The following is a 24,123-nucleotide window of genomic DNA, read 5'->3' on the forward strand; positions in this document are numbered from 1 at the left end:
CTTGGGGAAAAATTAGCCCTGTGCGTCACAAATACTGCAAAACTGTTCACCGCAATGATGGTTATATGTATGGGTTTTCCACTCTTGTCCGCTAAATCGGCGATTAGAGGCGTACCGATCGGAATGTCCCAACTGTGGGGCGAAGTTTAAGATTCCCGCGTTGTGGGCGGATGGCTGGTGTCAAGGAGGTTTTGTGAGGTTTAAAAAGATGGCGGAGTATCAGAAATATTGCTGATTCCTTGAGACAATAAAGTTCTGTATGCTTGCTGAGGATGAGTTGGTTCATCAGGATATTTGAGTTCTAGTAATTTTTCTGACAACATTGGATTAATAAAATGAGTCCTAATTGTTTCAGAACTGCGATTCAATAGTTCAGCTAATCTTTTGACAGTTAAATATCTTTCCGAGCAAAGTTTCAGAATCGTGTTTCTCATCAACTCTGGACTTGCCCGTTGCTTTTCTCGAACCGGAGCAGCTATTTCTAGTAAAAAGAAATTTTCATCATTATGCACGGAGCTTGACTCATTATGCACGGAGCTTGAGTAATTATGCACGGAGCTTGACTCGTTATGCACGGAGCTTGGCTCATTATGCACGGAGCTTGGAATCAAGGAAAGTAAATCAGGTTGACTTTTATTTGGTAGAGCGTACTGAGTTCCGCGACCACGACCAGAGCGCTCTAACCAACCATTATTTACGAATTGCTTGAGACATTCCCCTATATCTCTGGGATGTTCTCGACTATAACACTGAATGTCAGCATTGCTAATTTCTCCTGATTGATGTGCCAGTATCAAAATAATCCGCTCTAATTCGGTCAATTCGCAATAGTCATCTCCCACAATTTCCCTTAACTCTGTTTCGACATTTTCGGGAATCATGCTCACCATTGGTAAAGCAACCAAAGTCATCTCTAACTCTAATTTCTCTGATACCAAAGGAAACCATTGCTGCTCTATCCATGCGCGGATCATCTTTCTAAAGCCCGATCCTGCTTTTTCTCCTAAGCCAAGCATTTGAAACATTTTTTGCAAATTAGGATTGCGAGGATCGCTAACGCCGCCTTCGTAAAGCTGCTGAATAGAAATTCTCAGACGACCCGGATTGGAAAACGAAAAACCATTTTTATACTTGGTAATTTTTAAAGGGCGAGTAGATTGATAATCGGCATGAATAAGAGTATTGACCAAAGCCTCTCGCAATGCTTCATGGACATGAGTTTCGCCACGACGTATGGCATCTTTGTCGAGTTGGAAAGGAACTTCTAAATCATTAACTACACGAGTATAAACACGATAGTAAAAATTAAACAAGTTAGGTTCCCACTTGCCGTCAAGTGTTAGTCTGTAAGTCCATCGTGTTTCTGGATCGTCAGAAAGTTGCTCCTGATAATCAAGTTGGTAGTGAGACAGTGCATCTAAAATACTACGTTCGCGACCAAACATGAGCAAACCAGCAATAGTTAACCCTTCTTGACCCGTGCTGCGATCGCGACTCCATCCCCCTAACTGACGCAACAAATCCGAATCATGTAATGCCAGCCAAGGATGATCTGGTTCTCTAGAGCTAAACCGTTGACGAAAGGATTTTAATGTTTCTGTATCGATATCACTAAGGTCGAAACCTTCTAAAATTTGGATATCTTGAGGTGCATCACTGGCATCGCGCAACATTTGACGGATTTCAGCATCAGTGCAACGATAATCCCCTTCATAATTGCGTTTATATGTGCCTGTTAAGGGATTATTGTTAATATAAACTGGTCGCTGTGTCCGAGTCGCTCTTGGCACTTTAATAATGACTAACTTATTAGTTTCAATCTCTAGTTGTTCTAGATCGGAGTTAAAACAGATAGGAGTGCTGAGTTTTTGCAGATTGTTATGATTGTTCCAAAATTCTTTTAATAGTACACTGGGGTTACGGACACCTGAAATCTCGAACCCATTTCGATTTTCCGTGACACCTAGAACAATATAACCACCATCTGTATTGGCAAATGCTGATACTGTTTCCCAACTACTTTTGGGAAAACCACCGTCAGCAGACTTAAATTCAATGTCTTGGTCTTCTCCAAGGTTTATGCGATCGAGTAATGTTTCTAAATCCATTTCCTTATCTCTGAAGCAGGGTGAGTAAACTCCAGTTCTTTCTCATAAAGGCGTTTGAGCGCTGCCAGTATTTCAAAGCTCAAACCCACAGACCAACAAGAGTCGATCGCTGCCAGCGCGATTAAGTATGTTATCAGTGATAAATATTTTGTTACTATACATTAAGTCAGAGTCCTAAATGTCGTAGCCATAAGGCTTAAAAAACTATGGACACAACTGGACTCGAACCAGTGACCCCTACGATGTCAACGTAGTGCTCTAACCAACTGAGCTATGCGTCCTCACGAATTACCAATGTAGCAGAACATTAGATGGATTGTCAAGCATAAATATAAAATTTTTCAAGCCACCCACAGCCACCACCCCTAATTCCCAACCCGCCAAATCTTCACAGTTCGATCGCCCGAACCGCTAGCCAAACACCCCGCATCAGCACTAAAGGCCACCGACAAAACCTCCCCCCCGTGTCCCGTCAGAAGTTCCAGCAAACCCCCCGTAGCCGTATCCCACAAATAAATCGAACCATCCCGACTCCCCGTCGCCAAAAACCCACCATCCCGGCTTAACGCCACACACAAAACATCCCCAGAATTGTCCCTCATACTCCGCAGCAGCGTACCTCGCCCCTGTGCGTCCACCCGCCACAGCTTCGCTGTACCATCCCGACTCCCACTAACCAAAATCGATCCTTCTCCTACTCCCCCCCTTGTAGGGGCGGTGCCCCCGTGCCCGCCCTGGCTGGGGAAGTTCGCAGCAAAGGCGATCGCCCGCACCCAATCCCCGTGCTCTGCTAAAGTACAAATCGATCGACCATTGCGCCAATCCCACAACTGCAAACTCTTATCCCGACTCCCCGTCGCCAAAAACTCCCCACCAGGACTAAAAGCCACCGCCTCCACCCCACCGACGTGACCATTCAAAGCCGACATCGGCCTACCCTTATTCAAATTCCACAACTGCACAGTCTTGTCCCGACTCCCCGTCGCCAAAACCTGACCGTCGGGACTAAAAGCCACAGCATAAACTCGATCCTCGTGACCGCGCAAAGCATACCACCACTTACCCTTATTCAAATCCCAAATTTGAATCGTTTTATCCCGGCCGCCGCTAGCCAAAGTCGCGCCATCAGGACTAAACGCCACAGAAGTCACCCAGTCAGAATGACCAGTGAGAGTGTACCACCGCTTACCCGCGTCCAACTTCCACATCTCGATCGTCTTATCCTCACTCCCGCTAGCTAAAGTCGCACCATCGGGACTAAATGCGATCGACGTAACAGCATGGGAATGCCCTACCAGAGTATGAACGCACCTCCAAGTAGGCGCGCGTGCTGGCACAACCCGCTGCATCGGTGGCACAGGTATAATAGTGCCTGCAACCGTTGGTGGCACGGCATTCTGCACCGCAGGCATCCTCTGCGGCGCGGGAATTGCAGGCGCTGGTAGGGGCGGTGGATGGTGCGTGCCCGCCCCCGACTGCTTCGGCTGCAAATCTTGGAGAACTTCAGCTACAGATTTGTAGCGGCGACTGAGACTCGGTTCGATCATTCTGTCGATGATGCGGCTTAATTTCGGATCGATTTGAACCTTCAAAAAATCTCGCCAAACCCAAACATCTTGATTGATATCGAACAAATCAAACGGAGATATTTGAGTCAGTAAATAAATGCAAGTTACGCCCAAACTATACAAATCGCTAGCATAAACCGCTTGACCTCGAATTTGTTCCGGCGCCACGAATTCAGGCGAACCAATCACTGTACCTGTTTCTCTCAAACCCTCCACAAGTTTTGCAGCACCAAAGTCAACTAAAACTAATTCCCCGGTTAGTGTTGGGTAAGTATAAATAATCGGAGTTTGAGCAATGCGGCGGCGGATAATATTTGGTGGTTTAATGTCTCGGTGAATTACATTGCGATCGTGCACGAACTGCAATACTGGCAATAAATCATTCAGCATACCGAGAATCTGATTTTCGCTAAAAGCCCCAGCCCCCGCCAATTCTTGCTGTAAATTTTGACCTTCTATAAATTCCTGCACTAAATACTGATATCGTTCCTGCTGAAAGTGCGCCAGCAATTCGGGAATTTGCGGGTGTTTCCCCAATTCGTCCAGCCGCACCGCTTCTCGGTTGAATAATTCTGCTGCTTTTTCGGCGCTGCTGGTTCCTTGGGATAGGGGGAAAAACTGTTTAATTGCACAGCGCGGTTTTGAGGGTTTGTCTTCGTCTACTGCTAAAAAAGTACGGCCAAAACCGCCTCTACCGAGGGGTTTGATGGCGCGGTAACGCTCTCTGAGCAACAGTTTGGTGCCGCAATTCAGGCAGAATTGAGTTCGATCGGCATTTTGCGGGTTTTGACAGGCGGGGTTTAGGCAATAACTCATAACTGAACCGGGAAGCAATCAGCAGCATATTTCTATGATACTGAGGCAATACCAAATCCGACTTAAATATCCCCTTTATTTCTTAGTCCGCGGAGGCGGACATCGTTTGTGTAGTCGCGGTTTCAACCGCCGAGTCTTATCTCTCGCGTTACAATTTAAAATTAAAGGACTGAAGTCCGAACGATCAAACCAGTTTGTAGTGAGGACTTCAGTCCGCAGCATTTAAGATCTAGCTTTAACATTCAGAGCATACTCTTTAAACCTTTCCAAGTCAGCCTGAATAGTCGATTCAACAACTCGCCCTACAAATGAATTGTCCATCAATGTTGCCAACCAGCCGGGAACTCCATAAGCCACCGTTAGTTTGACAATGCTGCTGTTTTTGCGATCGTAAAACCGCACCGCACCGCGATTTGGCAAACCGTCTACAGATTCCCACTGAATTATCTGATTTGGCACTAATTTGAGAATCCGAGAAAGCCAGCTAAATTGTAACCCCCCGGTTGCAAGTTTCCAGCGCGATAATTCTGGATCTTCTTCGAGAACTCGAACTGATTCTATCCACTTCATCCAGCGCGGCATTTGCTCTAAGTCAGACCAAAGTTCCCACGCTAATTCGATAGGAATTGCCACTTCTACTTGTACACTATGCTCTAACCAATCAGTCATTCGATTTTAGATTTTAGATTTTAGATTTTAGATTGAAGAATTGTTTCTTCTCGTTTCCAGGCTCGGCCTGGTAACGCATATCCAGAGGCTCCGCCTCGGTTTTCAAAAGCGAATATCAGAGGCAGAGCCTCCTCCAAGGCATTCCCAGCCAGAGCCTGGAAACGAGAGAAAATCATTAGCTTTTAGCTTTTAGCATTTTTCACTGGAGCGACTAATGCCAACTGCCAACTGCCAACTATCAACTGCCAACTAACTGTAAGTTTCCAGAATAGCCTTAGCCGCTTGATGACCGGAAAGAGTCGCACCTTCCATGCTATCAATGTAGTCTTGCTGAGTGTAACTTCCTGCTAAAAAGAAATTAGCAACAGGAGTTTTTTGAGCGGGGCGGTAAACATCCATTCCCGGCGCTTCCCGATACAAAGATTGAGCGAGCTTAACCACACTGTACCAAGTCATATTTAATTCCCGTGCTGAGGGGAATAAATCCTGAACTTGCTTGAGTACGTGTTGGGCGATCGCCTCATTGCTTTGTTTGATAAACGGATCGCCCGGTGTCAGCACCAACTGCAACAGAGAACCTTGTCCTTCTTTATAATAATCCTTAGGACTTGTCAGCGCCAAATCGGCAAAACAAGAAAAATCTGCATCTGCTGAATATAGCAAATTATCGATGCCTACAGCGTGGCTCAACTGTTTGCGCTTGGCTTCATCTTCCAGTTCCGTTACCCAACCGTCGAACCGCAATTGTACTGTCGCAACAGGTACCGCATCTAACTTATAAATGTTGTCAAATTCCGACCATTTGCGCCAAGCTGGAGGCAATATTTTTTGAATTCCAGGCACGTCGCAGGCGAAAACGTAGGCATCTGCGGTAATATGTTCTTCAGTTTCGCCGTTAGCTACTAGCAAACCTGTTACGCGCGTTTCTGTGCCTTCTTCAAACTGAATTTCTCGGACTCGGCGCCGCGTGTAAATTTTGGTTCCTTTACTTTCCAAATATTCGACAATTGGTTTGTGCAAATATTCGTTGGGAGAACCGGACAGCATCCGCATGACAGAGGCTTCGGTTTTGGAGGCAAAGAATTGGAAGATTGTCAACATACACCGGGCAGAAATATTTTCGGTGTCGATAAAACCTAGTGCGTAGGCGATCGGGTTCCACATTCTTTTGAGGGAGTTTTGGTTGCCCCCTTGACTGCGAAACCAGTCAGCAAAGCTAATTTTATCCAAATTGCGGATAGTTTTCATTGCTCCCTCAAAGTCGATCAAACCACGGACGATGGGGCTAGTTCCCAGGGCGATCGCATTTTGAATTTTGTCTTGTACCGTTAGCTGGGATGTAGTGAAAAATGCCTTCAAACCGTGCAAAGGAGCACCCACGGGAAAGCGAAAATCCAAAGAACCAGTTTCGCCGCCTCGATTGATAAAAGTGTGGACGTGATCTTTGAGGAGCAAATCGTCAAAAGCTCCCACCTTTTTCATTAGGGCAAATAAGTTATAATAGCAGCCGAAGAATACGTGCAAACCCATTTCAACGTGATTCCCGTCGGGATCTACCCAACTGCTGACTTTGCCGCCGACAAAAGGGCGGGACTCAAAAATTTCTACTTCGTGGCCGGCATCCACTAAATCGACTGCTGTGGTCATTCCAGCCAGTCCCGCACCTGCGATCGCAACCCGCATTTTACCTATCCTTATCCAGTATTTTTACAAATTGTAACAAGTTTTAGAGTTTCCGAAACATTCTAAAGTGCGTAAATGCCGATCGGCACTTGCACCCCTCTCTGAATTCTTGCCAAAAAATCCGCACTAATTGCACCGTAAGGGCTTTGTTCCAGATAAGTCTGGCGCAAAGCAGACACATTTTCGCAGACAGCTAAAGAATCAGCTTGTAATCCTCCCTCACCAGCCGGAATTAAGATGCGATTAGGATTATCTACGCCTGTAAGGTTACTTGTGAAAGGAACAACAATCACAGAATCGCTAAACTCGTTGCGGATGTCAGGAGAAACCACAACTACAGGTCTTTTTTTGGTATCTCCTAACTGACGCAAAGCCCTTGAAAGATAAATCTCCCCTTGTCTGGGATAAGTTGTAGTTATTGAATTAGAGTCCATCGGCGTTCCATGCTTCCTCTATCTGTTCTTCTACAAAATCAAACCACTCTTTTTCATCCTGAATATCTTCTTGACTGCGGTTGAGATAAAATTTCCGCAATTTATCTTCTATTTGCTTGGCGTACCAGAGACGGAGAGCTTGTTCGATCGCCTCCGTCCAATTATCGGTAAGCTGGTCTATTTTATCAGCAAACTCGGCATCAAGGGCGACCAACACTTCTCGCTTTTGAGTAGAATTTGACACGTTCGTTCTCCTTGCCAATTCAAATAAAAAAATGACTGCTAACTGTTGACTGGCGACTAATATCATTGGTTGTTAGTTATTGGTTATTAGCAGCATCACACGAGTAACAAATAACAAATAACAAATAACAAATAACTAACAACTAACAACTGACTTTAAAACATCGGCATCAACTGAAGTGGCCCAATTCCTAAGTCTTTAGGAGAAACCCAGCGCACCTCAAACAAAGCGACCATATCCTTAAACTGAGGCTGACCGCGAGAAGCACCCATCAACCCTTTAGCAATCACCAAACCGCACCAACCGTTAGTTGATTTACAGCGGCGCTCCCACTTTTTGCGAGCTTCCTGATGCACCGGGTCGTTTTCATTAAACTCGCCAAACAAATACAATTCCCCATTTTTTGTTTGCAAAATACCCAAGTCGTATTGCTCGTCTTGAAAAGGATCTTCGCCCGGATTAAAACAAATTGCCTTCACCCCTCCAGCTTCTTTCAAATCTTGAATCATAGTTTTAGCCTTGGGATTGGAAGTTTGAATCATCACTACAGGCAAACCATCCCCGGCGGTATTAATATCGACTTCTGCACCTTCGTGAAACTGGACACTTCCGCGTAGAAAATCTACCGTTTCCCAAGGTACGACACCCAGACTCAAGAATGAATTTTGCGGCACCAAATCGTCCCGCAGCCGTGGCATTTCAAATTCATCATCCTCATCGTCATCGTCATCGCCCAGCATCTGTAATAATTCGTCTGACACCTCAGGCATCGTCGAAACTTTAACCGATACCTGTTGAATTTCTCCATCAGACTGCGGAACAGGGATGCGGTAGCGACTGTTGAGAGCGGGAAATGTGTCTGCTGCCAATTTCCGGCGGCCGTTGTGGAAAAAGCGGTGGAATGCTTCGAGAGCAACTAACATCGTCAGGGCTTCTTCTTCGTAAAGAATCGATCGCAATCCTTCTAAAGGATGCAGGTTGCCAAAATTCGGTTCAATTTCCGATGGAGGCAAATCGGCTAAATCAATTTCGTCATCGTCATCCTCATCAAGCTCGCCGGCGCTTTCAAAGGTGAGAAACAAACAGTCTTGCCCTAAAAAAGCCTGTTCTAAATCTTCAAAAGAGTCATCGTTGACAACTCGCTCTCGAAACCGCTTCAAGGATTCTAGAGATCGGTACAGCAAAACTCCGTAATCCATTCTCCCTTGGCCCAATACGGATACGTAGAGGCTGGCGACATCCCACTGATTGATTTCAATAGATATAATTTGATGTTCGCTCAAAGTCCGCCACGGAGCATCGTGCCAAATTTGAGCGGCTTTTTCCATTAGCACTTCGGCGTACTCAGGCGGTAATTCGGGAGGCCGATTCACAGCGACCTCTTCCATGCCCCGAAAGATTTCATCAATTAAGGGCAATTCCGGTACGTAGTCAATGGAAATACCTAAATCTTGAAGTATTCCCCGCAGGTAAAATTGAATTTCTCGATTTTTGACTACGATTTTTTGGGGGCGGACTGCCGGGGCCGGACTTTGGGGATGTTCCATTGCCCGCAGGAGAGCGCGGACGATCGCCTCTGGGCCCGCATCTGGGCCTACCATGTCCATTGCTCTGACGATGCCTTCAGAGCCGTCCACCCAGAGAATACACTCGCCACCAGCTTCTGGATCGTCGTCGTCCTCTAGCATCATGTGCGAGTCAGCATTTGATAACGGTCGGCGGTCGCCCTCCCACACGCTGGGAATTTGAGGTAAGTTTTGTAGCCGACGAAGAGTAGAGCGATTCAGCGCTGCCATAGAGTAAGCCCGTTGGGTGAAGCATTGTTGCGGTGCCACAAAGGGTCAACCGCTGCTTCTCAATCATAAACCCTATAGGGGGAGAGGACATCAAGCTTGGAAATGAGGTCTCACCGTAATTAAAAATTTCCGGCTAAAAATTCTGCCTTCAACGTTCAGTTGACAGTTGACAGTTGACAGTTGACAGTTGACTCCGAAAGCTTTTGGCAGTTGGCAGTTGGCAGTTGGTAGTTGGCAGTTGGCAGTTGGCAGTTGGCAGTTGGCAGTTGGCAGGAAAGTAGGTGACTGACTGATGACTGATACTGATAACGTTCGCTCTTCGGGGACGCTCGCACTAATTAATGACTGATGACTAATGACTTCTTCCCTCTTCCTTCTTCCCTCTTCCTTCTTCCTTCTTCCTTCCCTGTACAATGGAGGTATAAGATTAAACTCTTAACATTCGACAGTCTCAGGAGTTCGACAGATTATGACTCAAGCGATTTCCCAACAGCGGGGCATTCAAATGACGGACTCTGCTGTTCGTCAAGTTTTAGCTCTTCGAGAAAAACAAGGTAAAGACCTCTGCTTGCGCGTAGGGGTGCGGCAGGGCGGCTGTTCTGGTATGTCTTACGTGATGGATTTCGCAGACCCCAGCACTGTGAAATCTGACGATGAAGTGTTCGACTACGAGGGTTTTCAGGTAGTGTGCGATCGCAAGAGCATTCTTTATCTCTACGGTTTGGTGCTCGACTTCAGCGATTCGATGATCGGCGGTGGCTTTAAGTTCACCAACCCCAACGCTACTCAAACTTGTGGCTGCGGCAGTTCTTTTTCTGCTTAAATGGGAAAATTGCTTGGGGCATGGGTATGGGCATTGGTAATTGGTCTCCAGCTAATTGCTGACAATCGGGATCGACAATCAGCCTCGGATGCGCTTCCTTTGTCCCGCACCCCATGCTTTTGAGCAATCTAAAATCTAAAATCCAAAATCCAAAATCGAATGACCCCTGAAGAAATGTTTAAAGACGGTTTCGATCGCTACCAAGCTGGCGAAGCCCCTGCTAATCTGATCCCCGTGTTCAAAGAATTGTGCGAGAAATCTCCCAAAAATGGCAATGCCTGGGCTAGCCTCGCGTGGCTCTACCTTTTGGAAAATAAACCCGGATCGGCTCAAAAAGCAGCGAAAACAGCGGTTAAATTGAACCCTCACGACGCCCAAGCTCGCATCAACCTAGCAGTCGCGATTCTGGATCTCAAAGAAAAAGGGGTGCGCCCCCACGTAGAAGTTGCTCAGCAACTCCTGATGGCTTCCGAAGAGTTGTTAGAGGAAGTTACAAAAAATTTTGAAGAAGGATTAAGCCGCAAACCGGACTGGAAGAGTCTCGCCCGCGTGAAACAGTGGCTTCTGGAAGCGTAAGCCCGCAAACAATGTCGATTTGGGGGCGGGGATCAAGGAAATCGGGTTTGTGGTTTATTACGATCTCGTAATAAATCAATAAATAACTTTATGGAAAACTCAGGAAGTCAGTGCTAGTATTTGAAAACTTAGACGATCGACAAACCGGCACAGCGGTTTTCAGACTTGACTACCATAAATACTAGGAGTTGTAAGAACATGAGCACTGACAGCCACGTTAACATCAAACCAGCAACCCGCAACCACAAAGGTTTCTTTATTCAGCCTGCTTCTTACAAATTGATGAGCATCGATAAATCCGGCTGGGCCTTGATTTGCATGGACAAAGCAGTTTGTCATTATGTAGATCCTGATGACTTGCAATTGCCGAATAAGTCGGGAATGTCTGAAGGTTAATCCAGAAGTTTTGAGAGACATTAAAATGCTTTATTTGAGTAGCTGCCCTCCCTGGAGAGGCAGCAACTTTTTTTTTGTCAGTTGTCAGTTGTCAGTTGTCAGTTGTCAGTTGTCATTAGTCCTGCCGTCGGGCAGTCATCAGTCATCAGTCAGAAGTGTACTAGATCTAACCCAATACAGTTCACTTAAGACAGTACACCAGGAAAAACGATTTGACAAACAGACCCTGCGATTGCTTCGCGAAGACGCTCGCAATGACAAAAAACGTTAAGTAAACCGTATTGAGATCTAACCAATGTAAGGAAGTTCGGCAACGGGTTGTGTAGCGGATGTAACGGATAGAATTCCCAATAACCGATTACCGATTACCGATTACCGATTACCAATTACCAATTACCAATTACCAATTACCAATTACCAATTACCAATTACCAATTCCCAATTCCCGATTACCAATTACCAATTCCCAATTCCCCATCGCCTAATTGCTAGATTTGATAGAAAAATTACAAATTACCGATTACCAAGAATAATGGGTTTAAAGCCTCCTCGTTCGAGGAGGAAATAAAACAAAATTATTCACTGTTTCAATCCTGTTCCTTCTAGGTAGAGGTCGATCTCAAACTGTCAACTGTCAACTGTCAACTGTCAACTGTTGACCAATTCCCGATCGCCTAATTGCTAGATTTGAAGGCAAAAAGCAGATCGAGCTGAGCAGTTGTCGGTTCTGTCGAAGTTGTGGCTACGCTGACTCCTCGGAGAGAATTGAGCACTTCAGCAACGGGCGGCGAAACTAAATTGGGCTGTACAGCGAGCAAATAACGGTTCGCCCATGACATGGTTTTTTCCATATCTATATAAAAGTAACCTTGGTTCGCCTGCGGTACAGCAGTGGCGATCGCCTGAAAACTCGGACTGCTGCTTAATGGTTGCGGTGGCGCTGTGGTGATGACATCAACTAAAGGGCCGCCGAAGGCAACAAATACAGAATTTTCATTCAGCCAACCGTGCCCGAATAAGGTTCCTTGTTGCGGTATTTGCCACTCTGTAACCTCTTTTCCCTGGACTTGTCTGGGGGCGACGCTGACTGTAGGATTGCTTTTGGCGATCGCATCGAGTTTTTTGAGGGTTGCTTCGGCTGCGGGGCGATCGCTCGTTTCAAAAATCATCGCCGCCCCCATCCCCAACTGAGACAAAATACCTTGCTCCGAACCGATCGCCCCGATCGCAAATTCCCCATTCATCCAGCCAAAAACATCACGATCGGCATCCAAATCCAAGCGTTTAAAACTACTTCTCACCTGCTGAATGCCCCTGTCAACTTCCGGGCTATCTTTTGCCTCTGCCGTCGCCTGCAACCAAATGCGATCGAGTCCCTTACCCCCTACTAAAGCAATGGTTTCGCCGGGAAATTTGGGCAACAATTTCGATCCGACTGGCGGCTTTTGCTGTCCGAATTTAGGATCTAACCGAGCGATAGTTTTCACCCTCAATCCCGAACTGTCGGCCCCTATTCCCGCTACCAAAGACTTGACTTGTTTAAACTGTGAAAGCACTGTCGAAGGCAATTGAAAATCATCGGGCAAATTAGTTTTTAATTGCTCGATTGCAGCAGGATAATCAGCAATGTAAATAGTTGCGATCGGATTCGGTACGCCAGCACTCTCTGCAAAAAACTTAGTTGTACTCTTCTGGGTAGCGAGGGAGGGCTGTCCTTTAAAAGTATCGATCGCCATTTCCACAGGCTTTCTCAAAGGAGCCATCACTAATTGATCGTCCAACAAAGCCACACTGTAGCGCTTGCCCGTTGGCTCTGCAATCTCAGAAATTTTAACTCCTTTATACTCAGTTTCTTGAGTTGTGGCACCTTCCTGAGATTTTAATTTATTAGCAAAATTCCAAGCACTAATTTTATTTTTGACACTGACTACAACGAGCAGTTTAGGAGGCTCTGTTTTAGCGGTAGCATCTGGGGGTAACAAAGCCACCATCACGCCCCCCAGCCAGGGCTTTAAGTCTCTCTCAAAGTCGATTTGAGTGCCTGCCAAGCTTTGTTCTTGAAAGGCCTTCAAACCCGCACCGACCAACTTTTGAGCGCCCGGGGTGCCGAATTGCTGCAACTGTGACAGTGCTTGGGGATTGGGGGAGATGAAGGCGGCCATCATTGCTTCGTCGGGTACAACTTTGGCGCTGTCTTGGGGGTTGGAGACTTGTTGGCTCAAACCGTGGAAGTAAAGGTACACCGCGGCGCTACCTGCTGCAATGATGGCGGCAGCAATTAGAAGCTTTGGTTTTTTTGCAGGCATTGTTTTCGATCCTAGCGTCCTTTATCAGTTTAATGAAAATCCACTGGGCTTGTGGGGAGCCGATCGAGCTTGCTATTTATTTTTATACAATTTAAAACGGGTTTGGGCGATCGTGTAAACTGCTGTTGAGATGAAGTGCGGGAAGAAATATGAAAGTAGCGATCGCGGGAGCAACGGGATTTGTAGGTAGCCGGCTGGTGGAGAAGCTGCAAGCAGCCGGACATCAAGTGGTGGTTTTGAGTAGAGATGCGGCGAAAGCTGGGCGAGTTTTCCCGGCTTCGGCTTATCCAAATTTGGAAGTTGTCGCCTACACTCCGGCGGAGTCTGGTGATTGGCAAAATTCGATCGCGGGCTGCGACGCTGTGGTTAATTTAGCTGGGGTGCCGATTGCGGAGGAAAGGTGGACGGAGGCGCGCCAGCAAGCGATTCTCGACAGTCGCAGATTGACGACGGCAAAATTGGTAGAGGCGATCGTCAATGCTAATCCTAAACCATCGGTGTTTGTGAGCGCATCGGCGATCGGCTATTACGGAACCAGCGAAACCGCTGAGTTTGACGAAAGCAGCCCTGCGGGAAACGATTTTTTAGCAGCAGTTTGCAAAGACTGGGAAGCTGCGGCCCAACCTGCCAAAAATGCAGGCACAAGGCTAGCAATTTTGCGGCTGGGAATAGTTTTGGGAATGGGAGGCGCGCTAGCAAAAATGCTGCCACCTTTTAAACTATTTGCAGGCGGCCCAATTGGCACAGGAAAACAGTGGTTTTCTTGGATTCACCGCGAGGATGTGGTTGATTTAATTTTGTATTCTTTGCAAAATTCGCAAGTTCAAGGCGTTTTGAATGCGACAGCACCGAATCCAGTGCGGATGAATGAATTGTGCCAAACTTTAGGGGAAGTTTTAAGTCGGCCTTCTTGGTTGCCGGTGCCAGGTTTTGCTTTAGAAATGCTGTTGGGAGACGGCGCTAAAGTTGTTTTGGAAGGGCAGAAAGTTTTGCCGAAACAAACTTTGGCTAGCGGTTTTCAATATCAGTATCCGATGCTGAAGTTGGCTCTAGAAGAGATTTTGGCTGGTAATTAAATCCTGCATTTTTAGATATCCCTCGTTCCCCGGCTCTTCTGCCTGGGAACGCATATCCAAAGGCTATGCCTCGTTCCTTCAAATAAATCATCCCACTCAACAATCAATCACATCAACTACCAACAATCGATTAATTCCAGTCGGTTTTAACCGACTTAAGCTATGAGGCAGGGGTTTAAACCCCTGCCGGACTGCGGAACTGACGGACAGGCCGACTGAAATTTTACCAAAATAGAATCGGAATTTACTATGCCAGAACCACAAGCAAACCAACCAATTATTTGCACTAGCTTTGGCGAATGGTGCTTTCACAAAAATAGTCTTTCAAAAGAAGCGAAACATACAGTTGAAGTGCTGTTAAAAAGAGCAGGAACTTCTTACTGTTATAAAGCTGAGCGAATCCTGTCAAATAGAACTTCTCTGAGTTTTGTAAGCGATCGGATATCAGACCTCACAGCCCTGCTATTTCTGACCGATTTGATCGATCTGAATCTGGAAAACAATCAAATATCAGACTTAACACCCCTGCAATCTTTAACCAATTTGACAACGCTGTGTCTCAACACAAATCAAATATCAGACTTAACACCCCTGCAATCTTTTAACCAATTTGACAACGCTGTGTCTCAACACAAATCAAATATCAGACTTAACACCCCTGCAATCTCTGAGGAATTTGACTCATCTGGGCCTGAGCAACAATCAAATATCAGACTTAACACCCCTTCAATCTCTGAGGAATTTGACTTATCTGGGGCTGGGCAACAATCAAATATCAGACTTAACACCCCTGCAATCTCTGACCAATTTGACTTATCTGAATCTGGACAACAATCAAATATCAGACTTAATACCACTGCAATATCTGACAAAATTAAATTATTTGAAGCTGGAAAAAAATCAGCTTCCAGACTCAACACCCCTGCAATCTCTGTGGAAAGTTACCGTCAATTCTACAGAGCGAGTCGATCGCACTCGTGCCGCAGCAGCGATCGAATTTGCTTACGCCACTCTCGGCAAGACTTGCCCAAAAATTATTTTTTGTGCGAGTCCTCACTCCGCCATAGCACAATTGAAAAGTTTGGAATTTCTAACTAATAAAACTGATTTATTTGTGTGTTTTTATCAACAGATAAAATCAGCCTGTCGGCTTTTTTACTGCATGAAAAGTCGTGTGAGTATTTCAGGAATTAGATGGGAGGGGCAGCTCGAACAAGAATTGCGACGAGATATTTCGGACTATTTGAACTATTCAACGTCGATATTTACTTGGAATTCTGTTATGAATTCTCTGTTGAAGACCATCTACATAGCTGACTTTTGTGTGTCTGTAATTAAAATTTTTATCAACCCCGATGCACAAAAAGCTTTTGAATGCTTGAAGCAGCTTTTAGTTGAATGCGGGTGGATTTTTGCATTTGAGGATGTCTGCTGCGTGTGCGATCGCCCCTCAAAACTATCCCTCGACAGTGAAGATCGACTGCACGCAGAAGGAGAAAGTGCGATCGAATTTACCGACGGTTACAAACTCTACTCGTATCACGGAGTAAATTTGCCGGAAAAATACGGACAAATACACCCGAATCAGTGGGAAGCACGATGGATTTTAGAGGAAGAAAATGCCGAACTTCGGCGAGCGTTAATTCAGGGAATTGGTTACGCTAGAATTTGCTCAGAGTTGCAAGCCACAGAATTAGATAGTTGGCAAGAATACACTCTGTTAAAAATAGATTTTGAGGACGATTTCGACGAATCTGGGCAGCCGTTACCAGTTTTTTTGTTAAAAATGACCTGTCCGAGCACCGGACACATTCATTCGTTGCGAGTGCCTCCTGATGTAGTATCAGCAAAAGAGGCAATTCGCTGGGTAAATTGGGACATTGACTCAGAAGAGTTTTCCGTGCAAACTTGAATGCAAGCAGCAGAAATACAAGAACCTTAGATTATTTGTTCATTAGGATGATTTCAGGAAATACGATATATGGTAGTTGCAGCAAAATCAACGATTTCTCTTGCAGAGTTTTTGCAGTTGCCCGAAACTAAACCAGCAAGCGAGTACATCGACGGTCAAATTTATCAAAAACCTATGCCGCAAGGAAAACATAGCCGATTGCAAAAACGATTGCTGGAGGCAATTTCTGAGGTTGGGGAACCTCAAAAGTTAGCCTGTGCATTTCCCGAATTGCGCTGTACGTTTGGGGGGCGATCGATCGTTCCCGATATTGCTGTTTTTGAGTGGTCTCGCATTCCCGTTGATGAAGATGGAGAAATTGCCAACCGCTTTGAAATTCCACCGGATTGGATAATTGAAATTTTGTCACCTGACCAATCTCCAAATCAGGTGATAAAAAAAATAATTTTTTCGATCAATCACGGTACTAAATTGGGTTGGTTTGCCGATCCGAGCGATAAATCAGTAATAGTTTTTCAACCGAATCAATTGCCTGAGGTTAAATCAGATACGGATATTTTACCTGTTCTTAGCGTGTTGGGCGATTGGCAGTTATCCGCAGCCGAGTTGTTTAATTGGTTGAAAATTAATTGATTTAATACGAATTTAAAAAAGTCTTGCTAGAATCATCAATCTTAGACCAATTCTTAACAGTGGCAGATCCCCGCGCAGGACACGGCAGTGCCGTTTCCCTACAGAAAACTGATATCTTTGCCAAAAACTTAATCCATAAAACACTAATCAACATTGGCCCTGTGCCACTTAAAATGGTGGAATGCACAAACCATCAATTTAGGAAAAACTGTTAATAAGATAAGAAAGAAGCCCGCCTTCAGTCAAAGGTGGGCTAAATTCATGCCAGCTTACAGACAGCTAGGCAATCGGGTCTCTTAGCCGATTGACGTAAAAGTTGAGAAAAAGATCCAAATCTTCCGGAAAAACTTATCCTCAACAATTAAGCTCCAGTTTACCCAAGCAGATCGGGAAAATTTCGCACACAGCGATGTTTCCCTGCAAGTGGGGAAATGCTGGAGCTTTATTTTGCCAGCAATCCCCAATCTCCAAGGGTTTAAGCGTCGTGATCGTGAGCGAAGCGGCGGAAGAGGAAGTCTAGGGCGTAGTTCCGCAAGTTGTAATATTCGGGATCTTCCATCATTTGTACCCGATCGCGCGGACGTGGGAAAGGAATCTCCAAAACCTCGCCAATCGTTGCTGATGGGCCGTTAGTCATCATCACGAGTCGATCGGCCAAAAACAGCGCTTCGTCAATATCGTGAGTAATCATCAACACGGTACAGCGGTGATCGTTCCAGATTTTCAGCAACTCTTCCTGCAATTCTTCCTTGGTAATTGCGTCGAGAGCACCAAAGGGTTCGTCTAAAATCAGCACCTTGGGACGAATTGCTAAGGCGCGGGCGATGGAAACCCGTTGTTTCATACCCCCGGAAATTTGCGGAGGTCTTTTCTCAGCAGCTTCTGTCAGTCCCACCATTGCCAAATGATCTTTGACGATCGCATTTTTCTCGGCTTTCGACTTCTCGGGAAATACAGCGTTAACGGCAATGTAAACGTTTTCAAACACAGTCCGCCAAGGCAGTAAAGCGTAACCTTGAAACACTACCATGCGATCGGGGCCTGGCTTTTCGATCCGCTGCCCGTTAATCGACACGGTGCCTTCGCTGGGATGGCTAAAACCGGACACCATATTTAACAGTGTTGATTTGCCGCAGCCGGAGTGTCCGATCAGAGTAATAAACTCTCCCTCAGCTACGGTCAAGTTAACGTTTTCTAATGCTCTGTAACCGTTTGGATATACTTTATAAACATTGTCCATCACCAAAAAAGGCTGGCGGCGATCGTTTGGTTGCTGGCTCTGGGTTTTGGTGTTTGTCTGGTTGACAGCAGTATTAATCATGGGTTTGAGAAGCCGTTAGTAGGTGATTAGCGATAGCAAATAATGGAGTTTTGAATGGTGAGCTGCGAGTCGAGACTGTAGATTTGCGAGTTCCCTGTATATTTTCAGTATTGAGTTTAAATTGCAAGACTTTTGCATCAATTATATAATTGTGCCGCTTCGCTCTCAACAATGCAATCAATCGCTGTGATTTCTGATTCCTCTTGTCTGACTTGTGAGTTGATAAGTCTTTGACAGGGGCGATCGAGAACCAAGCAATTTTTTCACCTTTTGATATCTCAAAACTCACAGAGCACCATTAGACATTGAGCCGGTGGAAAGAAGTCCACCGGCTGGACAAAAACAGATCCTAAGCAGCTCTGCGGCCCGAATCCAGAATCACTTCAGCCATCGTGTAATCGCGTTTAATCGCTAGATTGTTGAGATAGCCGATCGGATCTTCAGCATTAAACACCGAGCCATCAAACAAACGGAGAGAACCCCGAGTGTAAGTAATATCAGACATTCCCAGCTCCCGTGCTGCTGTACTGAAGGGGCCGACTCGCACCACCCGTTCCAGAATTTCTACCCAGTTGCGGGGGAAGACTGTATCGCCCCAACGCGCCATCTGTACCATGTGCCACAACTGTTCGGTACGGCTTGGGCGGTTCACCCCGTCGCCGGCGAACAAGTGGTGAGCGTATTCCCGCATCGGAGTATCCAGATTGCAAGCAGTAGATTTGGAATCGCCAATTTGGATGTAACTCTTGTCAGTAGCGACGTACTCCCGTCCCGCCACAATTTCGGAAACTTCTTGAGCGTGGGCCGGATCGCTGCAATAGTGACAAGCTTCTAGCAAAGCTTTCACTAGAGCAATGTGAGTGTTGGGGTAAGCATTCGCCCAGTCTTCCCGAACTCCCAGAATTTTTGCCGGGTGTCCAGGCCACAGTTCCAAATCCGTAGCCACGGTAAAGCCGACTCCTTCCATCGCCGCGCGCAAGTTCCAAGGTTCGCCGACGCAGAAACCGTCAATCGTCCCACCTTGCAAGTCCACAATCATCTGGGCTGGAGGGATGTTTTTCAGTGAAACATCATGATCTGGGTCAATTCCGCCGGAAGCCAGCCAGTAGCGCAGCAGCAGGTTGTGCATCGATGAAGGGTGAACGATGCCCATGCGGTGAGTTTGGGCGGGGGTTCTGTGCAGCATTTCTTTGAAATCTGCCAGAGTGTAGATTCCTTGGTCGTAGAAGCGACGGGCCAGGGTAATTCCGTTGCCGTTGCGGCTCATGGTGAGGGCTGTAACGGTTGCTATGGGCTTCTCTTGGTGGCCTCCTAAGCTCAACCACGCTGCCATCCCAGAGGGCATTTGGGCTGCGTCTAGGTATCCGGCGGCGATGCCGTCTACGATGCCGCGCCAGCTTGTTTCGCGCACGAGGTGGACTTCATCGAGGCCGTGTTTGGCAAATAAGCCTTTTTCTTTGGCGATCGCGAGGGGAGCACAGGCTGCGAGGGGGATAAAGCCGAGTTCGAGGTTGACTTTTTCTAGGCCGTGGCGGGCGATCGCCGGTACTTTCCGCGCGCGCAGTTTTTTCACCCGTTTCTGCTGGTTGAGGAAGTAAATCATTTCGCTCCGCAGCGCGTAGTAGCTGGGGTGCGAGACTACTTCCATACGTACCCGGGGGCGGGGGATGTCTACTTCGAGGATGCCGCCAATTTTCGATTCTGGGCCGTTGGTGAGCATGACGATGCGATCGCTCAGCAGCACCGCTTCATCTACGTCGTGCGTTACCATCAAGGCGCTAATTTCGTACTCTTGGCAGATTTCCATCAACTTTTCTTGCAAGTTGCCGCGAGTCAAAGCGTCTAGGGCGCCGAATGGTTCGTCTAAGAGTAACAGTTTGGGACGCAGGGCTAGGGCACGGGCGATCGCCACGCGCTGTTTTTGTCCGCCTGATAGTAGTGCCGGTTGCTTCTCGGCGTGGGGGCCCAAGCCCACCATGTCAATGTGTTTTTGGATGATGTCGAGGCGCTCGGCTTTAGCTAAGCCGCTCATTACTGAGTCTACGGCCAGGGTGATGTTTTCTCTGACTGTCCGCCAAGGTAGCAGCGAATAGTTTTGGAACACCACCATGCGATCGGGGCCCGGCTGAGTGATTCTTTGTCCGTCGATCGTCACCAATCCTTCTGTGGGCAGATCCAAACCTGCCACCATATTTAGCAGAGTGGATTTGCCACAACCCGAGTGTCCGACTAAGGAGATAAATTCTCCTTTTTTAATTTCTAAGTCGATCCCTTTGAGGGCTACGTATGTACCGCCGTCTGTTAAATTAAATGTTTTTCCGACTTGTTCTACCGCAATCAAAACTGACATGGTTTTCTTGCCTTTTTTGTAGGTTTGTCCTTGATTTTTCGATTATTTTTGACTGTTGACCGTTAGCTTTTATATTATGCCGATCGCCCAACTGCAATAATAATATTGGTTCGTAGTGAGGACTTCAGTTCTATTCTTTTAAAAAGCTGAGGACTGAAGTTCTGCTACTCCTTTAACTCGTTATCAGGCACAGCCTGGTAACACATAATCAGGAGGCTCTGCCTCGATTTTCCAGCCGAGGCAGATCCTCTTGGATATGGGTTCCCAGTTATTTTACCGGACTTGATATTAGCTTTTAGCTAACAACTGTCAACTGTCAACTGTCAACTGTCAACTGTCAACTGTCAACTATCAACCGTCAACTGTCAACTGTCAACTGTCAACTATCAACTGTTTTTATTTGCCTTGAGAGGGAGCAATTTTTTGCTGCAACCATGCCATCAGGCGATCGAGCATCAAACCAACAGCCCCAATGTAGAACACCGCCAAGAGAATTTCACTGATGTAGTTTTGCTGGTAAGCATTCCAAATAAAGAAGCCAATACCTGTAATCCCGGACATCACGATTTCCGCTGCAATAATCGCCAGCCAAGCCAAACCGATCGCAATTCTCAATCCGGTGAAGATATAAGGAAGCGCCGACGGAAACAAGATATTGATGTAATATTCCTTCTGAGTAAGTTGCAGCACTTTCGCCACGTTGTTGTAATCGTCAGGAATTTGACGAACACCTTCAGCCGTGTTGATTAAAATCGGCCAAACAGAGGTAATGAAAATCACGAACAAAGCAGCCGGTTCGTTTTGTTGAAGTGCAGCCAGGGCGATCGGTACCCAAGCCAAAGGTGCTACCATCCGCAAAAACTGGAAAATCGGGTCTAAAGCCTTGTTCAGGAAGGGATTCGTACCTACCAAAACCCCCACGCTAATGCCCACAGCGGCCGCGAGAGTGTAGCCTTTTGCTACCCGTTCCAAACTAGCCATAGTCTGCCAAAATAAGCCGACTCCGTAGGTTTTGGAGTTCATGAAAGGATACATCAACAAAATCCGCGTCCGTTCGTCAGTCCAAACGCTAGTTGGGGGTGGCAACTTGATGATTCCTGTACCCGACAGGAATTGCCAAATTAGCAGGAACCCTAAAAGTCCTAAAATTGGCGGCAATATATTTGACGAATTCTTTTTCCAAAACTCGCCAAGAACTCCTTGGACATCGACTCCGCCTCTCCGATTTGTGCTGACAGCCATCTTGCTAATCTCCTGTGTTTCTGCTGTTTTTTTTCGAGACTTAAGTTATGCGAAGCTTTTACCAACTAACAATGGTCTCGCATCCCCACGGAAGCGGATTGTTTTTAGAACGAGGTTTAAATCGCACGCTTCTAAAAACTGTGTTGTCAACTGTCAACTGTCAACTGTCAACTGTCAACTGTTTAACCCATCACGCTTTTTTAATTGCCAGACTCTTGATGTAATCTTCGGGCTTGTCCGGGTTGAATTCTTTGCCGTCGAAGAACTTCTCAACACCACGAGTCGATTTTGCCGGAATGTCAGCTTCAGCAACTCCGGCTAATTTAGCCGCAGCTTTCCACAAATCTCCTCGGTTGACTTTATCGATGATTGTCTTAGAATCTGCCAAGGTTTTTGTTGGCAAGAAACCCCAGCGGACGCTTTCGGTTAAGAACCACAAATCGTGGCTCTTGTAGGGATAGGAAACGTTGCCGACTCCATCATTCCAGTACAGCGTACTCATTTTGAAGTCGTTGATTTCGGGCTTGCCGTCGCCCATGATATACTTGCCTTCATAAGGAGGAAGCAACACTCCAGGAGCTACGTCAAAGAAGTTTTTGCCAGAAACAATCGACACCAATTCCGCACGATTTTCTGGTTTGTCGCACCACTGCTGCGCTTCAATTATTCCTGCTAACAGCGCTTCGGTAGCTTTGGGGTGTTTGTCTACCCAGTCGCCGCGAATTGCGAGGTATTCTTCTGGATGTCCTTTCCACATTTCGGCAGTTAAAGCGGACAAGAAGCCAATTTTTTCTTTGACAATCCGTAGGGGCCAGGGGTCACCTGTACTGAAACCGTCCATGCTGCCGGTTTTCATGTTGGCCACGGTTTGGGCCGCCGGTACTGTTAGCAACTCGACATCTACGTCGGGATTGATGCCGTTAGCTGCTAGCCAGTAGCGAATCCATAAATCTTGGTTGGCTTTGGGAAAAGTGTAGGCTGCTTTGAAGGGCGTACCTGCTTTCTTGAGTCCGAGGATGTAGTCTTGGGCGGATTTTTCTAGTTTGAGTCCGAGGCCTTTACCTTCGTGTTTGGCAGCGATCGCAATTCCATTTCCCTGAGTGTTTAGCTGTAACAGCACGTACATCGGGATGCCGGCTTTATTCTTGGTGATCAGGCCTTTGCTAATCAAGTATGGCATCGGCATTTGCCACTGCCCGCCATCTATACCACCGCCTGCTGAGCCGATTTCTACGTTGTCTCGGGCCGAACCCCAGTTGGCTTGTTTGGCGACTTTGACATCTACCATGCCGTATTTGGCAAAGAAGCCTTTTTCTTGGGCAATAATTAAAGGCGCTGATTCGACGATCGGGATATATCCCAATGTAATCTTCGTGCTTTCGATGCCTTCTACTCTTTTCTCGTTGGCCACAGCAACTGCTGATGTGGCAGCAGGGGCTCCTCCAGCCCCACCAGCACCACCATCAGCAGTTCCACCGGGTTCGGGGGGATTTCCCAAACAGCCTTTGAGCAGTATGGAACTGACGGCAGATGCACCTGCTGTAACTATAAATTTGCGCCGAGAAAAATTTTCTGAAAATTTGGTCATAGCCTAGCCTCGCTCCAATACATAATCTTCTGTAACGACATCACTGAAGTTTATCAAAGCACTTTATTGCTGTTCGCTAAATTAGGCTTAGAGAACTGTTTTAAGCGCAGGTTGGCAGTAAGGATGAAAAAACTTATGGTAACAATAAGTTTTTATGATATCCCTGCTGATTTGACTCTTTTGATTAACTCAATATTGCGATCGGCCAAGTTGTGTTAACTCGCCAAAAGCGAGTTCTACATTTAATTGGCTTGTTTATTCAGTTTACCGTACTCTTGCTGTGATTATAAAACAAATATTAAATTTAAATTATAAGTAAATGTTTTAGGCAGTTGTTCTCAATAAGTAGCCGTTTTTTTTGCAGGTCGGGTTTTAATTCGCGCAATATTTGCATAAAATTCCTTTGCTTATAAGAGTTTTAGCGTAATACCCTCTGAGGGGGTTCCCACCTCATTGTCAATAAGCCGGAAATTAGGCTGCCACCACTCATTAATATTACTTAATAATTCTCTAATTTTTGGCAAAACCAGAAAAAAGTATTCTGCGATACAGAATTATGGTACAATAATGTTATGCAGAAAA

At 46.3% G+C, this 24,123-nt stretch carries 19 protein-coding genes, 1 tRNA gene and 1 pseudogene; 7 read left to right on the forward strand and 14 right to left on the reverse strand.

Annotated features, from left to right (window positions below; genetic code table 11):
- Positions 1 to 200: 200 nt before the first annotated feature.
- From JGK36_RS14680 to JGK36_RS14720, 9 genes are all read right to left on the reverse strand, one after another.
- Positions 201 to 2,108 carry an RNA-binding domain-containing protein gene (locus JGK36_RS14680; RefSeq protein WP_293186817.1) on the reverse strand — a complete coding sequence of 636 codons (1,908 nt, stop codon included), beginning with the start codon at positions 2,106 to 2,108 and terminating at the stop codon, positions 201 to 203.
- A 207-nt stretch (positions 2,109 to 2,315) separates the two neighbouring features.
- A tRNA-Val gene (locus JGK36_RS14685) sits at positions 2,316 to 2,389 on the reverse strand.
- Between the two features lie 84 nt (positions 2,390 to 2,473).
- Positions 2,474 to 4,492, reverse strand: a complete 2,019-nt coding sequence (locus tag JGK36_RS14690; RefSeq protein ID WP_293197206.1) for a serine/threonine-protein kinase — start codon at positions 4,490 to 4,492, stop codon at positions 2,474 to 2,476.
- Between the two features lie 222 nt (positions 4,493 to 4,714).
- Positions 4,715 to 5,161: an SRPBCC family protein gene (locus JGK36_RS14695; protein WP_293186819.1), complete on the reverse strand. Its 447-nt coding sequence runs from the start codon at positions 5,159 to 5,161 to the stop codon at positions 4,715 to 4,717.
- Positions 5,162 to 5,410: 249 nt separating this feature from the next.
- Positions 5,411 to 6,844 (reverse strand): 9,9'-di-cis-zeta-carotene desaturase, encoded by a 1,434-nt coding sequence (gene zds / locus JGK36_RS14700; protein ID WP_293197204.1) that lies wholly within the window; start codon positions 6,842 to 6,844, stop codon positions 5,411 to 5,413.
- Positions 6,845 to 6,906: 62 nt separating this feature from the next.
- Positions 6,907 to 7,278, reverse strand: a complete 372-nt coding sequence (locus JGK36_RS14705; RefSeq protein ID WP_293186821.1) for a type II toxin-antitoxin system PemK/MazF family toxin — start codon at positions 7,276 to 7,278, stop codon at positions 6,907 to 6,909.
- Positions 7,268 to 7,522: a hypothetical protein gene (locus JGK36_RS14710; RefSeq protein WP_293192321.1), complete on the reverse strand. Its 255-nt coding sequence runs from the start codon at positions 7,520 to 7,522 to the stop codon at positions 7,268 to 7,270. The genes JGK36_RS14705 and JGK36_RS14710 overlap by 11 nt, the downstream gene beginning before the upstream one ends.
- Before the next feature lie 155 nt (positions 7,523 to 7,677).
- On the reverse strand, positions 7,678 to 9,318 hold the full coding sequence (locus JGK36_RS14715) for a hypothetical protein (protein ID WP_293186823.1): 1,641 nt from the start codon (positions 9,316 to 9,318) through the stop codon (positions 7,678 to 7,680).
- A 90-nt stretch (positions 9,319 to 9,408) separates the two neighbouring features.
- On the reverse strand, positions 9,409 to 9,732 hold the full coding sequence (locus JGK36_RS14720; RefSeq protein ID WP_293192323.1) for a hypothetical protein: 324 nt from the start codon (positions 9,730 to 9,732) through the stop codon (positions 9,409 to 9,411).
- 55 nt (positions 9,733 to 9,787) lie between these two features.
- Between JGK36_RS14720 and JGK36_RS14725 the strand changes: the two genes are divergently transcribed.
- From JGK36_RS14725 to JGK36_RS14735, 3 genes are all read left to right on the forward strand, one after another.
- On the forward strand, positions 9,788 to 10,141 hold the full coding sequence (locus tag JGK36_RS14725; RefSeq protein WP_265238087.1) for an iron-sulfur cluster assembly accessory protein: 354 nt from the start codon (positions 9,788 to 9,790) through the stop codon (positions 10,139 to 10,141).
- A 159-nt stretch (positions 10,142 to 10,300) separates the two neighbouring features.
- Positions 10,301 to 10,717, forward strand: a complete 417-nt coding sequence (locus JGK36_RS14730) for a tetratricopeptide repeat protein (protein WP_293186825.1) — start codon at positions 10,301 to 10,303, stop codon at positions 10,715 to 10,717.
- Between the two features lie 198 nt (positions 10,718 to 10,915).
- Positions 10,916 to 11,113: a hypothetical protein gene (locus tag JGK36_RS14735; protein ID WP_006632682.1), complete on the forward strand. Its 198-nt coding sequence runs from the start codon at positions 10,916 to 10,918 to the stop codon at positions 11,111 to 11,113.
- A 674-nt stretch (positions 11,114 to 11,787) separates the two neighbouring features.
- On the opposite strand, the gene JGK36_RS14740 is transcribed toward JGK36_RS14735, so the two are convergent.
- On the reverse strand, positions 11,788 to 13,419 hold the full coding sequence (locus JGK36_RS14740; protein WP_293197202.1) for a DUF3352 domain-containing protein: 1,632 nt from the start codon (positions 13,417 to 13,419) through the stop codon (positions 11,788 to 11,790).
- Positions 13,420 to 13,568: 149 nt separating this feature from the next.
- On the opposite strand from JGK36_RS14740, the gene JGK36_RS14745 reads away from it, so the two are divergent.
- From JGK36_RS14745 to JGK36_RS14755, 4 genes and pseudogenes are all read left to right on the forward strand, one after another.
- A complete protein-coding gene (locus tag JGK36_RS14745) occupies positions 13,569 to 14,495 on the forward strand; it encodes a TIGR01777 family oxidoreductase (protein WP_293176945.1) in 927 nt (308 codons plus the stop codon).
- Positions 14,496 to 14,744: 249 nt separating this feature from the next.
- Positions 14,745 to 15,080 (forward strand): annotated as a pseudogene (locus JGK36_RS33875) (leucine-rich repeat domain-containing protein); the annotation flags it as partial.
- Between the two features lie 25 nt (positions 15,081 to 15,105).
- Positions 15,106 to 16,407 (forward strand): leucine-rich repeat domain-containing protein, encoded by a 1,302-nt coding sequence (locus JGK36_RS14750; protein WP_293200987.1) that lies wholly within the window; start codon positions 15,106 to 15,108, stop codon positions 16,405 to 16,407.
- Positions 16,408 to 16,476: 69 nt separating this feature from the next.
- Positions 16,477 to 17,040: a Uma2 family endonuclease gene (locus tag JGK36_RS14755; protein WP_293197198.1), complete on the forward strand. Its 564-nt coding sequence runs from the start codon at positions 16,477 to 16,479 to the stop codon at positions 17,038 to 17,040.
- A gap of 475 nt (positions 17,041 to 17,515) precedes the next feature.
- On the opposite strand, the gene JGK36_RS14760 is transcribed toward JGK36_RS14755, so the two are convergent.
- The 4 genes from JGK36_RS14760 to JGK36_RS14775 all read right to left on the reverse strand — a co-directional run bounded on the left by JGK36_RS14760 (position 17,516) and on the right by JGK36_RS14775 (position 23,541).
- Complete coding sequence (locus JGK36_RS14760; RefSeq protein ID WP_293176947.1) at positions 17,516 to 18,361, reverse strand: nitrate ABC transporter ATP-binding protein; 846 nt, start codon at positions 18,359 to 18,361, stop codon at positions 17,516 to 17,518.
- Between the two features lie 349 nt (positions 18,362 to 18,710).
- Positions 18,711 to 20,711, reverse strand: a complete 2,001-nt coding sequence (locus JGK36_RS14765; RefSeq protein WP_293176949.1) for a nitrate ABC transporter ATP-binding protein — start codon at positions 20,709 to 20,711, stop codon at positions 18,711 to 18,713.
- Positions 20,712 to 21,107: 396 nt separating this feature from the next.
- Positions 21,108 to 21,953 carry a nitrate ABC transporter permease gene (gene ntrB / locus JGK36_RS14770; RefSeq protein WP_293197196.1) on the reverse strand — a complete coding sequence of 282 codons (846 nt, stop codon included), beginning with the start codon at positions 21,951 to 21,953 and terminating at the stop codon, positions 21,108 to 21,110.
- A 190-nt stretch (positions 21,954 to 22,143) separates the two neighbouring features.
- The gene (locus tag JGK36_RS14775) at positions 22,144 to 23,541 is read right to left on the reverse strand and encodes a CmpA/NrtA family ABC transporter substrate-binding protein (protein WP_293176953.1); all 1,398 of its coding nucleotides are present in this window, start codon (positions 23,539 to 23,541) and stop codon (positions 22,144 to 22,146) included.
- Positions 23,542 to 24,123 lie beyond the last annotated feature (582 nt).

It is taken from the genome of Microcoleus sp. PH2017_35_SFW_U_B (genome assembly GCF_020737865.1).
Classification (GTDB): domain Bacteria; phylum Cyanobacteriota; class Cyanobacteriia; order Cyanobacteriales; family Microcoleaceae; genus Microcoleus.